Source organism: Comamonas sp. (assembly GCF_036643215.1).
Taxonomy (GTDB): domain Bacteria; phylum Pseudomonadota; class Gammaproteobacteria; order Burkholderiales; family Burkholderiaceae_C; genus Comamonas.
This window is the reverse complement of sequence record NZ_JAVXSJ010000050.1, coordinates 1-12,908: the sequence shown is the minus strand read 5'-3', so window position 1 is coordinate 12,908 and position 12,908 is coordinate 1. Positions and strand designations below refer to the sequence as shown.

At 57.5% G+C, this 12,908-nt stretch carries 11 protein-coding genes; 4 read left to right on the top strand and 7 right to left on the bottom strand.

Features of this window, described 5'->3' with window-relative positions; all coding sequences use genetic code 11:
• The 4 genes from secA to RSF91_RS18730 all read left to right on the top strand — a co-directional run.
• Nucleotides 1-2,672, top strand: a 2,672-nt coding sequence (gene secA / locus RSF91_RS18745) for a preprotein translocase subunit SecA (protein WP_332569833.1), incomplete at its 5' end; no start/stop codon positions are given.
• Nucleotides 2,673-2,918: 246 nt separating this feature from the next.
• Nucleotides 2,919-4,148, top strand: coding sequence for a bifunctional glutamate N-acetyltransferase/amino-acid acetyltransferase ArgJ (gene argJ / locus RSF91_RS18740; RefSeq protein WP_332569832.1), 1,230 nt, complete (start codon nucleotides 2,919-2,921; stop codon nucleotides 4,146-4,148).
• A gap of 252 nt (nucleotides 4,149-4,400) precedes the next feature.
• Nucleotides 4,401-5,336, top strand: coding sequence for an ATP-binding protein (locus RSF91_RS18735; protein WP_332569834.1), 936 nt, complete (start codon nucleotides 4,401-4,403; stop codon nucleotides 5,334-5,336).
• 14 nt (nucleotides 5,337-5,350) lie between these two features.
• The gene (locus RSF91_RS18730; protein ID WP_332569831.1) at nucleotides 5,351-5,815 is read left to right on the top strand and encodes an NUDIX domain-containing protein; all 465 of its coding nucleotides are present in this window, start codon (nucleotides 5,351-5,353) and stop codon (nucleotides 5,813-5,815) included.
• A gap of 48 nt (nucleotides 5,816-5,863) precedes the next feature.
• Here the strand turns inward: RSF91_RS18730 and RSF91_RS18725 are convergent, their stop codons facing one another.
• The 7 genes from RSF91_RS18725 to RSF91_RS18695 form a co-directional block, all read right to left on the bottom strand.
• The gene (locus tag RSF91_RS18725; protein ID WP_099738616.1) at nucleotides 5,864-6,073 is read right to left on the bottom strand and encodes a DNA gyrase inhibitor YacG; all 210 of its coding nucleotides are present in this window, start codon (nucleotides 6,071-6,073) and stop codon (nucleotides 5,864-5,866) included.
• A gap of 97 nt (nucleotides 6,074-6,170) precedes the next feature.
• Entirely contained in the window at nucleotides 6,171-6,926 is a 756-nt protein-coding gene (gene zapD, locus RSF91_RS18720) for a cell division protein ZapD (RefSeq protein WP_198461191.1), read from the bottom strand.
• An 89-nt stretch (nucleotides 6,927-7,015) separates the two neighbouring features.
• On the bottom strand, nucleotides 7,016-7,642 hold the full coding sequence (gene coaE, locus RSF91_RS18715; RefSeq protein ID WP_332569830.1) for a dephospho-CoA kinase: 627 nt from the start codon (nucleotides 7,640-7,642) through the stop codon (nucleotides 7,016-7,018).
• A gap of 5 nt (nucleotides 7,643-7,647) precedes the next feature.
• Nucleotides 7,648-8,517 carry a prepilin peptidase gene (locus RSF91_RS18710; RefSeq protein ID WP_332569829.1) on the bottom strand — a complete coding sequence of 290 codons (870 nt, stop codon included), beginning with the start codon at nucleotides 8,515-8,517 and terminating at the stop codon, nucleotides 7,648-7,650.
• A complete protein-coding gene (locus RSF91_RS18705; protein ID WP_332569828.1) occupies nucleotides 8,517-9,734 on the bottom strand; it encodes a type II secretion system F family protein in 1,218 nt (405 codons plus the stop codon). The genes RSF91_RS18710 and RSF91_RS18705 overlap by 1 nt, the downstream gene beginning before the upstream one ends.
• A gap of 24 nt (nucleotides 9,735-9,758) precedes the next feature.
• Nucleotides 9,759-11,498 (bottom strand): type IV-A pilus assembly ATPase PilB, encoded by a 1,740-nt coding sequence (gene pilB / locus RSF91_RS18700; RefSeq protein ID WP_332569827.1) that lies wholly within the window; start codon nucleotides 11,496-11,498, stop codon nucleotides 9,759-9,761.
• Nucleotides 11,499-11,733: 235 nt separating this feature from the next.
• Entirely contained in the window at nucleotides 11,734-12,663 is a 930-nt protein-coding gene (locus RSF91_RS18695) for a polyprenyl synthetase family protein (RefSeq protein WP_332569826.1), read from the bottom strand.
• Nucleotides 12,664-12,908: the final 245 nt, after the last annotated feature.

Here is a 12,908-nt window from a genome sequence, read left to right as displayed (position 1 = left end):
CGATGGAGCCTGAGTACGAAAAGCTCAGCGATGAGGCATTGCGCGCCAAGACGCAGGAGTTCAAAGACCGCGTCGCCAAGGGCGAAGCCTTGGATGATTTGCTGCCAGAGGCATTTGCCGTGGTGCGCGAGGGATCCAAGCGCGTCATGAAGATGCGTCACTTTGACGTGCAGATGCTGGGTGCCATGGCGCTGCATTACGGCAAGATTGCTGAAATGCGTACCGGTGAAGGCAAGACGCTGACCGCCACGCTGCCCGTTTATCTGAACGCTCTGGCAGGCGAAGGCGTGCACGTGGTGACCGTCAACGATTACCTGGCCAGCCGCGATGCCCGGACCATGGCGCGTCTGTACAACTTCCTGGGTCTGTCGGTCGGTATCAACCTGCCCAACCTGTCGCGTGAAGACAAGCAGCAGGCGTACAACTCCGACATTACCTACGGCACCAACAACGAGTACGGCTTCGACTATCTGCGCGATAACATGGTCTATGAGCCCAATGATCGTGTGCAGCGCGTTCTGAACTACGCCATCGTCGACGAGGTGGACTCCATCCTGATCGACGAAGCGCGTACGCCACTGATCATCTCCGGCCCTGCCGAAGATCACACGGCCATGTATGTGGCCATGAACAAGATTGTGCCCAACCTGGTTCGCCAGGAAGGCGAAGCCGACCCCCGCACGGGCGAAGGCGTGACAAAGCCCGGTGACTTCACCGTGGATGAGAAGTCGCATCAGGTTTACCTGACCGATCAGGGTTACGAAGCGGCTGAGCGCCTGCTGAGCCATGCCGGCCTGATTGCTGAAGGCTCGTCGCTCTACGACCCCTCCAATATTTCTCTGGTGCACCACCTGTACGCAGCGCTGCGTGCCAACCAGCTCTATTTCCGCGATCAGCACTATGTGGTGCAGAACGATGAAATCGTGATCGTGGATGAGTTCACGGGCCGTCTGATGGCTGGCCGTCGCTGGAGCGATGGTCTGCACCAGGCCGTGGAAGCCAAGGAAGGTGTGGTCATTCAGGCCGAGAACCAGACCATGGCCTCGATCACCTTCCAGAACTACTTCCGTCTGTACAAGAAGCTGTCGGGCATGACCGGTACGGCTGATACCGAAGCCTACGAATTCCAGGAAATCTATGGTCTGGAGACCATGGTGATTCCTCCCAATCGCCCCAGCAAACGTCAAGATCAGCTCGACCGCGTCTACAAGACCACCAAGGAAAAGTACGCTGCCGCAATCATGGATATCCGTGAGTGCTACGAGCGCGGCCAGCCTGTGCTGGTGGGGACAACGTCGATCGAGAACTCTGAAATCATCGACGAACTGCTCACAAAGGAAGGTCTGCCGCACCAAGTGCTGAACGCCAAGCAGCATGACCGCGAAGCGGACATCATTGCCCAGGCTGGCAGCGAAGGCATGATCACCATCGCCACCAATATGGCGGGCCGTGGTACCGACATCGTGCTGGGTGGCAATATCGACAAGGAGGTCGCGGCCATTGAAAACGACGAGTTGCTGAGCGAGTCTGAGCGTCAGCGCAAGCTGGAAGAGTTGCGTGCCGACTGGCAAGTGGCTCACGACAAGGTCGTGGCTCTGGGCGGTCTGCGCATCATTGCCACCGAGCGCCATGAGTCGCGCCGTATCGACAACCAGTTGCGTGGTCGTTCGGGCCGCCAGGGCGACCCCGGTTCTTCGCGTTTCTATCTGAGCCTGGATGACCAACTGATGCGCATCTTCGCGGGTGACCGCGTCAAGGCCATCATGGATCGCCTGAAGATGCCCGAGGGTGAAGCGATTGAAGCGGGTATCGTGACTCGCTCCATCGAATCGGCCCAGCGCAAGGTGGAAGCCCGTAACTTCGACATGCGCAAGCAATTGCTGGAGTACGACGACGTCTCCAACGACCAGCGCAAGGTCATCTACCAGCAGCGCAACGACATTCTGGATTCGACCGACCTAAGCGGCATGCTGGCCGCCATGCGCGAAGACGTGATCACCGATCTGGTGCGTCACTACGTGCCTGCCGAGTCCATGGAAGAGCAGTGGGATATCCCCGGCCTCGAAAAGGTGCTGGCCAGCGAGTGGCAGATTGAGCTGCCGCTGCAGCAAGAAGTCTCGGCCTCTGAATCCATCACTGACGAAGAGATTCTGGAAAAGGTCGTCAAGGCTGCGCACGACATGTTCGAGGCCAAGGTGGCTGTGATCGGTCAGGAAAACTTCACGCAATTCCAGCGTGCGGTGCTGCTGCAGAGCTTTGACACCAACTGGCGTGACCACCTGGCGGCGCTGGACTATCTGCGCCAGGGCATTCACCTGCGCGGCTATGCCCAGAAGCAGCCCAAGCAGGAATACAAGCGCGAAGCGTTCGAGCTGTTCCGTCAGCTCATCGATCAGGTCAAGACCGAAGTCACGCGCGTGCTGATGACCGTGCAAGTGCGCTCACCCGAAGAGATGGACGAAGCCGCTGTGGCCATGAACGAGCGCGGTGCGCAAAGTCTGGGACACATGAGCTATGCCTCGCCTTCGGAAACCGAAGCCATGAGCATTGAGGACGATGTGACGCTGGCTGAACCTCTGGCCTTGCCAGAAGGCGTGCACGTGGGCCGCAACGACCCTTGCCCTTGCGGTAGTGGTCAGAAGTTCAAGCTCTGCCACGGCAAGCTGTCCTGATCACCCCTGAGGCGCTTTGCGCCTCACCACTCTCTCGCTAACCCGGGATGGCGATGACACCTTCTGGTGCCTCTAGCCTGGGCCTTTGGTTGATCAAGGGGGCAGGCGACACTCACATCACGGGCTCAGGCCCGTGTTTGTATTTGTGCCGTGGCTTTTTACATAGGCGATGCGAATAAAGCCCGGCGCGCCCTGGATTGTTCCGATAATGGAGCGCGTTTTTTCTCAATCACAAGGACTATTGCAATGCCCGTGAATCTCTCCGCCCCTGTTGCTGCTGATCTGCTGGCGATCAATGGCGTTCGCATCGGCATTACCGAAGCCGGTGTGCGCAAGGCCAATCGTAAGGACCTGACGGTGTTCTTGTTGGATGAAGGTGCGTCGGTCGCTGGTGTGTTCACGCAGAACCGCTTTTGCGCGGCTCCCGTGCAGATTTGCCAGGAGCATCTGGCTGCGACTCCCGCCGTCCGTGCCATGGTGATCAACACCGGTAATGCCAACGCGGGCACGGGCGCTGCAGGTCTGGCCAATGCGCGCGCTACCTGCGATGCGCTGGCTAAGGAGATGGGCCTGAAGGCGGGTGAGATTCTGCCTTTCTCTACCGGCGTGATCATGGAGGAGCTGCCCGTGGACCGCATCGTCGCCGGTCTGCCCAAGGCTATCGCTGCCGCCAAGGCCGATAACTGGGGCACGGCTGCCGAAGGCATCATGACCACTGACACGCTGCCCAAGGCCTTCAGCCGCAGTGTGAGCATTGGTGGCAAGACCATCTCCATCACCGGCATCAGCAAGGGCGCGGGCATGATTCGCCCCAATATGGCCACCATGCTGGGCTTTTTGGCGACAGATGCCGCCATTGCACCTGAGTTGCTGCAGCCGCTGGTCAAGCAACTGGCCGATGGCTCCTTCAACCGCGTGACCATTGATGGCGATACCTCCACCAATGATTCGTTTGTGCTGATCGCCACACATAAGGCTGGCAATGCGCAGATCATGTCGCTGACCAGCGCCGAAGGCGAGCAGCTCAAGGCTGCGCTGCTGGAAGTCGCACAAAAACTGGCTCAAGCCATTGTGCGTGATGGGGAAGGCGCTACGAAATTCATCACGGTGAAGGTTGAAGGCGGCAAGAACGAAGAGGAATGCCGACTGGCTGCGTACTCCATCGCTCATTCGCCTCTGGTCAAGACTGCTTTCTTTGCTTCCGACCCTAATCTGGGTCGTATTCTGGCAGCAGTGGGTTATGCCGGTATTGCCGATCTGGATCAGACCAAAATTGATCTGCATCTGGACGATGTGCATGTGGTCGTCAACGGTGGCCGCAACCCTTCGTACAAGGAAGAAGACGGCCAGCGCGTGATGAAGCAGCAGGAAATCTTGGTGCGCGTGTCGCTGGGCCGTGGCGATGCGGTGCAGACCGTGTGGACTTGCGATCTGAGTCACGAGTACGTCACTATCAACGCTGATTATCGGTCGTAAACACCCCCTGAGCGGCTGCGCCGCTTCCCACTCTCTGCTTCGCGGAGGGGGACGACAGCCTCTCTGCGCGGCGGCGCTTGCTCGCTGTCCCTTGTGTGGGGCGTGCCAGTTTTAAGCGCTTTGGGTGCTGCAATTTGAGAAGCTGCTAGCGCCTGTGTTTATTAGGTTTCAGACACTTTTTTGGCTGAAACCAATCAATGCCAAGCGCTGGCAGCTATAAAAACAGATGGAGATTGGCTTGTGCAAGATGTGATGACCCCCCTGGAGCGCTTGGTTGAACGTGCCGAGCAGCTGATGCAGCGTATTGAATCCGTGCTGCCTCAGCCCCTGCAAGCGCCAGCAGATTGGAACGACGCCATCGCCTGGCGCTATCGCAAGCGCGCCAATGGCTGCGGCGTGCTGGAGCCTGTGCGCCATGTGGGTGCCATGCAACTGTCTGATTTGCAGAATATTGACGTGCAAAAGGAGAAGATTGCACGCAATACCGAGCAGTTTGTCAGCGGCCGCACGGCCAATAACGTGCTGCTGACGGGCGCGCGCGGTACAGGCAAGTCCTCGCTGATTCGTGCCTGCTTGCACAGCTATGCGCCGCAAGGCCTGCGCCTGATTGAGGTGGATAAGGCTGATCTGACCGATTTGCCCGATATCGTCGACGTAGTGGCCAGCCGCCCCGAGAAGTTCATCATCTACTGTGATGACCTGAGCTTTGAAGAAGGGGAGCCCGGCTACAAGGCCATGAAGTCCATGCTGGATGGCTCGGTCTCCGCCGCTACGGCCAATGTGCTGGTCTACGCCACCAGCAACCGCCGCCACCTGTTGCCCGAGTACATGACGGACAACCTGGCGCAGCAAAAAAGCGAAAACGGCGAAATTCACCCCGGCGAGGTGGTGGAAGAGAAGATTTCTCTGTCTGAGCGCTTTGGCTTGTGGGTCAGCTTCTATCCCTTCAGTCAGGACGAATACCTGCGCGTAGTGGCGCAGTGGCTGTCGGCGCTGGGCATGGATGCGGCGACGATTGAATCAGCCCGGCCCGAGGCATTGGTATGGGCGCTGGAGCGCGGCTCGCGCAGCGGTCGTGTGGCTCACCAGTTTGCACGCGACTACGCGGGCCGCAATGAGCGCCCTGTGGACGTGAATAAGCGCATTGCAGATGTCGATGGTCTGGCTGAAGAAGCAGATCTTGAGTAAAGAAAGAGTTTGAAGTGACTGCTGAAACACAGGTGCAACGCAAGCACACTGACGTAGCCGTGGGCGTGCTGCTGCGCGAATCCGATGGTGCGCTGCTGATTACCAGTCGTCCTGCTGGCAAGCCCTATGCCGGCTACTGGGAGTTTCCGGGTGGCAAGCTGGAAGAGGGCGAGAGCGTCGAGCAGGCCCTGCGCCGCGAGCTGATTGAAGAGCTAGGCGTGACCATTGGCACGGCCCATGCATGGAAGGTGACCGAGCATGATTACCCGCATGCGCTGGTGCGACTGCACTGGTGCAAGGTGATGCAGTGGTCAGGTGAGTTTGAGATGCGTGAAGGTCAGCAAATGGCATGGCAGCAATTGCCGCTGGATGTGGCGCCGGTCTTGCCCGGCTCTTACCCTGTGCTGCAATGGCTGAGCGAAGAGCGTGGCCTGTTGTTCGATCAGAGCTATTACGAGGCCAGTCAGCCCAAAGCTTGAAGCAGGTTGCTTCAAAAAAAGAGCGCCTTGCGCTCTTTTTTAATAGGTTCAGGCTTCGGTGCGCGGGTCGCCAAATGGTGCATCTTCGGGCGGAGTCTGGGCGGGTACCCGGAACTCTTCATTGCCCCAGGCACCCAGATCGATGTTGCGGCAGCGCTCGCTACAGAAAGGCCGGAACTTGTTGGTCGGCATAAAAACGCTGGGGCCACCGCAGGTGGGGCATTTCACCATGGTGGGGGATTGGTTGTCAGTGCTCATGGTGCAGGTGTATCACAGCTGGAAAAAACGGGTGGGCTAACCCTGAAAGCAATTGAGCCACAATCAGCGGCTCAACGTACATGAAAGCAGGGCAGGCTCAGGCGCAGAGCGTCAGCTCAAAAGAAGCGTCGTCGTTGCTGGGCTGGGGCTTGCAGCCGCTGGCCAGCTTGAGCAGGCGCACGGACACCAGCAAGCGGTTGCCGCTGATTTCGGGCACCAGATTGAGGTGAGGGTCTATGCGCAGGCGCAGCAATTGAAAGCTGCGGCCTGCAGGCATGGCTTGCTGGAACACGCCTTGCTCGGCGGCTACACGCTGGGGGATGCCGGTTTCGCGCAGCAGCTGCAGTATCAGCTCAAGAGACTGGCCTAGCGGGGTCAGCTCGGAAGCCCAGTCTTCCAGGTCGCGCTGGCGAAAGCGTGGGTCCAGGCTCAGCCAGGCGTGATAGGCCGGCAGGTCAAAACTGCAGGTGCCGCCTGGAATACCCACGCGGCTGCGTATGGACATCAGCCAGTCGTTTTCAGTCAGGGCCTGACCAGCCTTGCCGCTTTGCGCATTGATAGCGGTAAAGCAGCTTTCGACCTGGCGCGCCACCTGATGCAGCATGTGCTGGGAAATATCGGGGTTGTCGCGCAGAACGTCGAGGAGGTTCTTCTGGCGCTCCAGATCCTTGAGGACATCGGCGCGCAGATCGCTGCGCGAGGCCACATCCATGATCTCGAAGATGGTGATCAGCACGAAGTGATGATCAACAGCATGCGCGCGGGTCAGCAACTCGCTCAGTCGGCGATACAACTGCTCAAGGCGCAGATAGGTTCTCAGACGCTCGTTAAAAGGATATTCGTACAGGATCACGTTTGCTGGGCTCCTAGGGGCGCACAGGAATCAGCGGTTAACGTGCACATGCGGCGATCACACGCACAGGCCAAGCCCCATGACGCGCATCATAGCCCGAACCATGCAGCGATTTGATCGGTATATGTGTTGAGAGAATCGATTGTGATGCCTTCGTCGTTATAGAGCACCCAATCTGCGGCAGCCAGCCGTTGCACACGCGTAGCCTGAGCGGCAATGATGTCTTGCACAGCATCTTGCGTCAGGCCGCTACGTGCCATGACGCGCTCAACTTGAGTGCTTTCGCGGCAATCCACAACGAGCACGCCATCAAGCTTGCTGCGCCAGTGCCCGGACTCCACCAGCAAAGGAATGTCGTGAACAACGAGTTTGCTGCCCGCAGCAATAGCTGCTTCATGTTGCTGGTAGGTTTGCTCGGCAATCAGGGGGTGAAGAATGCCTTCAAGTTGCTGGCGAGCTTTTGGGTCTGCAAAAACCAGCTCGCGCATGCGTGCGCGGTTGAGGGCGCCTTGGGTATCAATCAGGTCTGCACCAAATGACTGCGCAATGCTGGGCAGAGCAGCACCACCAATGGCTGTCAGGCTGCGTGAGATATGGTCTGCATCAATCAGCGTGGCACCGCGCTCTTGCAAGCGCTGGGCGATCGTACTTTTACCGCTGCCAATACCGCCGGTCAGGCCCAGTCGAAAAGGAGAGGCAGAGGGTGCAGCATGCATGGGTTTTATAGGCCCACAAAGCCCAAGATGGCCTGAGGACCCCAGATCAGGCTCACAAAGCCGCCGCCTGCCAGGAAGGGGCCAAATGGAACATAGCCGCCTTCACGCAGCTTGCTATTGATCTTGAGGGCGATGCCGATGATGGCGCCCACGACTGACGCCATGAGAATGATGGGCACCAGCGCCTGCCAGCCAAACCAGGCGCCCAATGCGGCAAAGAGCTTGAAGTCGCCGTAGCCCATGCCTTCTTTGCCTGTTGCCAGCTTGAAGGCCCAGAAGATCAGCCATAGCGACATATAGCCTGCGACAGCGCCCCAGAAGGAGCTGAGTAGTGGCACGGAAGTCCATTGCAGAGCTGATGCAAGCAGCCCACCCCAGAGCAGTGGCAGGGTGATGGAGTCAGGCAGAAAGGTGGTGTCCCAGTCAATCATTGCCAGAGCCAGCAGCGCAGCACTGAACCCGCACCAGGCAAAGCCTGTAGGTGTGAGGCCATCGCGGGCGAGGCAGAAGGCGAACAGTGCGGCGCAGATCAGCTCTATGGCTGGATAGCGCAGGCTGATGGGCTTTTTGCATTCAGCGCAGCGACCGTGTAGAAAGAGGTAGCTGAGTACGGGGATATTTTCGTACCAGGCGATCTGATGCCCGCAATGCGGGCAGCGCGAACGCGGCTTGCTGAGTGTGATAGGGCTCTGAGCGGGTGCAAGCTCAATCTTTGCACCTTTTTCTCTTTGCTCCTCAGCCCATTGCACGCATTCGCCATGCCACTCTTGTTCCATCATGCGCGGAATGCGGTGAATCACAACGTTTAAAAAACTGCCAATCAGCAGGCCCAGCACGCCGCCTGCTGCAGCATTCAATGCAATTTCGGAAATCATCAGACCACTTGACCCAACTTGAAGATAGGCAGATACATGGACACCACAATGCCGCCAATCAGCGTGCCCAGGAAGACGATGATGACGGGCTCCATCAGGCTGGAGAGGCCTGCGACCATTTCGTCGACTTCACTTTCGTAGAAGTCGGCTGCTTTGCCCAGCATGTGGTCGATGGAGCCAGATTCTTCACCGATGGCGCACATCTGAATCACCATGGAGGGGAAGATGTTGGCATTGGCCATGGCTGATGTCAGGCTGGTGCCGGTGGACACTTCCTGCTGAATTTTGTCCGTGGCTTGCTGGTAGAGGTAATTGCCCGATGCGCCGCCTACGGAGTCCAGAGCCTCGACCAGAGGAACGCCAGCCGCAAACATGGTGGAGAGCGTACGAGTCCAGCGTGCTACGCAGGATTTTTCGATCAGCACCCCAAAAATGGGGAGCTTGAGCATGGTGCGATCCATGAACTGCTGTACCCGTTCATTACGCTGCCAAGCTTGCATAAAGAAGTAACCACCGCCGCCGATCACGCCAAAAATCAGCCACCAGTACTGAACAAAGTACTCACTGATGCCCATGACGATTAGCGTTGGTGCAGGAAGGTCGGCTCCGAACGAGGTAAAGACTTCCTTGAAGGCTGGGATCACGAAAATCATGATGACCGCAACCACGACAAACGCCACGATCATGACTGAGATGGGGTACATCAGCGCGGATTTGATCTTGGATTTGATGGCCTCCGTCTTTTCCATATAGGTGGCAAGCCGGTCCAGCAGCGCCTCTAAAATACCCGCGGCCTCGCCGGCTTCAACCAGGTTGCAGTAGAGGCTGTCGAAGTACAGAGGGAACTTGCGAAAAGCGGTGCTCAGCGAGGTACCAGTCTCTACATCAAGGCGGATATCGTTGAGCAGCTTGGTGACGTTGGGGTTGGTATTGCCACGGCCCACAATGTCAAAAGACTGCAGCAGTGGGACGCCAGCCTTCATCATGGTCGCCAGCTGGCGGGTAAACAGTGCGATATCCTTCGGCTTGATCTTTTTACCGCCACGGGTTCGGCGCTTTTTGATCTTGGAGGGAGTCACGCCTTGGCGGCGGAGCATAGCCTGAATCTGGTTTTCTCCGCCGGCACGTGTTTCACCGCGTACGATTTTTCCGTTGCGGTCTTTGCCCTCCCACTCAAAGAGAAACTCCTTGATTCCCTTGGACGCTGCGGTTGCCATGGCGTTCCCTCGCTGGTATTGGTTTTACTCGTTGGTAACAGCCAGCACTTCTTCGAGTGAGGTCTGTCCTAATTTAACTTTATGAAGGCCAGAGGCGCGCAATGAGCGTACGCCTTCTGCCTTGGATTGGGCTGCGATTTCCAATGCGCTGCCATCGCGCAAGATGATGCGCTGCATCTCTTCGCTGATGGGCATGACCTGATAGATGCCGACACGACCTTTGTAGCCGTTATTGCAGGCGGGGCAGCCGACGGGCTTGTAGCTGCTCCAGCTGCCATCCAGTTCATCTTCGTTGTAACCGGCTTCAAGCAAAGCGTCATGCGGAATATCTGCAGGTTCTTTGCACTGGGGGCACAGGCGGCGCGCGAGTCGCTGCGCGGTAATCAGAATCACGCTTGAGGCAATATTGAAGGGTGCAATCCCCATATTGCGCATGCGCGTCAGCGTGGTCGGCGCATCATTCGTGTGTAGCGTCGATAGCACCAAGTGGCCGGTTTGCGCAGCCTTGATGGAGATGTCCGCTGTTTCCAGATCGCGGATTTCACCCACCATGATGATGTCTGGATCCTGGCGCAGAAAGGACTTCAGGGCTGCCGCAAAGGTCAGGCCCGCCTTCTCGTTCACATTGACCTGATTGACGCCAGGCATGTTAATTTCGGAAGGGTCTTCAGCCGTAGCGATGTTCACGCCTGGCTGGTTAAGTAGGTTCAGGCAGGTGTAGAGCGAAACCGTTTTTCCCGAGCCCGTAGGGCCGGTCACCAGAATCATTCCATAGGGGCGCTTGATGGCCTTGAGCAGGCGCTCTTTTTCTTCGGGCTCGTAGCCTAGTGCCTCGATGCCCATCTTGGCAGAGCTCGGGTCCAGAATACGGATCACGATCTTCTCGCCAAACAGTGTGGGTAGTGTGCTCACGCGAAAGTCGATAACCCGGTCTGGCCCGACTTTGAGCTTCATGCGGCCGTCTTGAGGGATGCGTTTTTCTGAAATATCCAGTCGCGATATCACCTTGATGCGCGAGGCCAGCTTGTCCTTGATCGCGATAGGAGGAGATGCGATCTCGCGCAACTCACCATCCACGCGAAAACGCACGCGGTAGTTGTGCTCGTAAGGTTCAAAGTGCAAGTCTGAGGCGCGCATATTGAAGGCGTCCAGCAGCATCTTGTGCAGGAACTTGACGACGGGTGCATCTTCAACGTCCGCGCCAATGTTGTCTTTTTCTTCAGGGGCATTTTCGATTTTGACGTCATCAAAATCGAAATCGCCCGAGCTGGAGTAGCTCTCCAGAGATTCGCTGACGCTTTTGCCTGTCTGGTCGATCAGCTTTTGAAGCTTGTCTGCCTCGACGACAACCCAGTCAACCAGTAACTGGGTCGTGAACTTGATCTGCTCTGCGGCCTCTTGCTGTGTCGGATCGGCTGTTGCGACGGTGATCCGGTTTCCGCGCTTGGTCAGGGCCAGTACGCGGTAGGTGGTACTGATCTTTGGGTCCAGCAGTTCGCGAGGGAGCTGCTGGGTATCAATGGCATTCAGGTCCAGCAACGGTGTGCTGAACATGGTGGAAATGGTTTCCGCGATTTCCAGCGCGCTGATTTCGCCGGACTGGCTGAGTTCAGTGATAAAGGGCGTGCGGTTTGTCGCGGCCTTCTTGACTGCTGCCTCGGCTGCTTGCTGGGAAACTTTGCCTGCTGAAATCAGAGCTCTGCCCAGGCCGGGGATGGCAATGGGGGCAGCAGAGGGTTTTTGCAGGTTATCGGCAGCAGCCATGTATCCGGTTCTGAGAGGGTAAGGGGAAGACTTATCCTACCATTCTTGTGGTTGCTCAAGGTATGAGGCAAAGTCGTATGCAAGCGACAAAGCAACGCATTTGAATGTGGCTCAAGAAACGGTGATAAAGCCGTGATTGGTCGAGTCTAAGAGACCCGTCCTGGATCTCTTGTCTCGAGCTAAGCACTCTGCCTAGCTAAACGGCCGCCCGTAAGCGTGCGGTTTAGCTGCTGAGTTAGGTGCGGCGCTCCAGTAGCTGAGAGGCCAGATCAAGCAAGCTGGCAGTGTGCGCGTTGTTTGGCAAGGCGCCCAGAGCATCGATGGCGCGCAGGGCTTCGCTGTGAGCGGCAGCTCTGGCAATGTCCAGAGCGCCCGTGTTGCGCACGATTTCAACAACGGCTTCCAACTGATCGGTTGAGCCTTGTTCAATGGCATTGCGAACAATGGCTGCCTGCTCGGGGGTGCCGCGTTGCATGGCTGCAATCAGTGGCAGGGTGCATTTGCCTTCGCGCAAGTCGTCGCCCAGGTTCTTACCCATCTCCTGCGCATTGCCTGTGTAGTCCAGTACATCGTCAATGATCTGGAAGGCGGTTCCCAAGGCCTGACCGTAGGCGGCGCAGGCTTGCTCAACTTCGGCAGGTGCATCTGCCAGAACAGCGGCCAACTGGGCGCTGGCTTCAAAGAGCTGAGCGGTCTTGGAGCGAATGACGTGCAGATAGCCTGCCTCATCCAGCGATGCGTCATGCGTGTTGATGAGCTGCTGAACTTCACCTTCAGCAATCACATTGGTGGCGTCCGACAGGATTTGCAGCACGCGCATGCTGCCCACTTCCACCATCATCTGAAAGGACCGTGTGTGCAGAAAGTCACCCACCAGAACACTGGCAGGGTTGCCAAACGTCTCGTTGGCCGTTGCACGGCCGCGGCGCAGCGTGGACTCGTCCACCACATCGTCATGCAGCAAGGTGGCGGTATGGATCAGCTCCACTACCGCTGCCAGGGTGTACTTTTTCTTGCCTTGGTAACCAAGAGCACCACTGATCAACAGCAGCAGCGCAGGGCGCAAACGTTTGCCGCCCGCCGCGATGATGTACTGGGAGATCTGTGCAATCAGAGGAACGCTGGTTGTCAATCGCTGCGCAATGACAAGATCCACTTCACGCATGTCATCTGCGATCAGGGCAAGCGGATTGGATGTGGATATTTCTGTAGTCAAGGTGATTGAACCGCCAAGTGGATCAAGGATTATAGAAATAGAGTGTTGCTCTTTTTTCATTGATGACTTGCGCGGGACTTGCTTGCGGTCTCTGTGGGGTTGATCTGAGCGTGATTTTTAAGTGCGTGTTAGAATCGCTGGCTCTGTGGAAATTCGTCTGCAGAACTCTCAAAGTAAAGAGGTTTACATGTACG

Coding starts and splice junctions, on each gene's coding strand:
- argJ (WP_332569832.1), top strand. CDS start 2,919: ATGCCCGTGAATCTCTCCGCCCCTGTTGCTGCTGATCTGCTGGCGATC.
- RSF91_RS18735 (WP_332569834.1), top strand. CDS start 4,401: ATGACCCCCCTGGAGCGCTTGGTTGAACGTGCCGAGCAGCTGATGCAG.
- RSF91_RS18725 (WP_099738616.1), bottom strand. CDS start 6,073: ATGAGCACTGACAACCAATCCCCCACCATGGTGAAATGCCCCACCTGC.
- coaE (WP_332569830.1), bottom strand. CDS start 7,642: ATGCATGCTGCACCCTCTGCCTCTCCTTTTCGACTGGGCCTGACCGGC.
- RSF91_RS18710 (WP_332569829.1), bottom strand. CDS start 8,517: ATGATTTCCGAAATTGCATTGAATGCTGCAGCAGGCGGCGTGCTGGGC.
- RSF91_RS18705 (WP_332569828.1), bottom strand. CDS start 9,734: ATGGCAACCGCAGCGTCCAAGGGAATCAAGGAGTTTCTCTTTGAGTGG.
- pilB (WP_332569827.1), bottom strand. CDS start 11,498: ATGGCTGCTGCCGATAACCTGCAAAAACCCTCTGCTGCCCCCATTGCC.
- RSF91_RS18695 (WP_332569826.1), bottom strand. CDS start 12,663: ATGCGTGAAGTGGATCTTGTCATTGCGCAGCGATTGACAACCAGCGTT.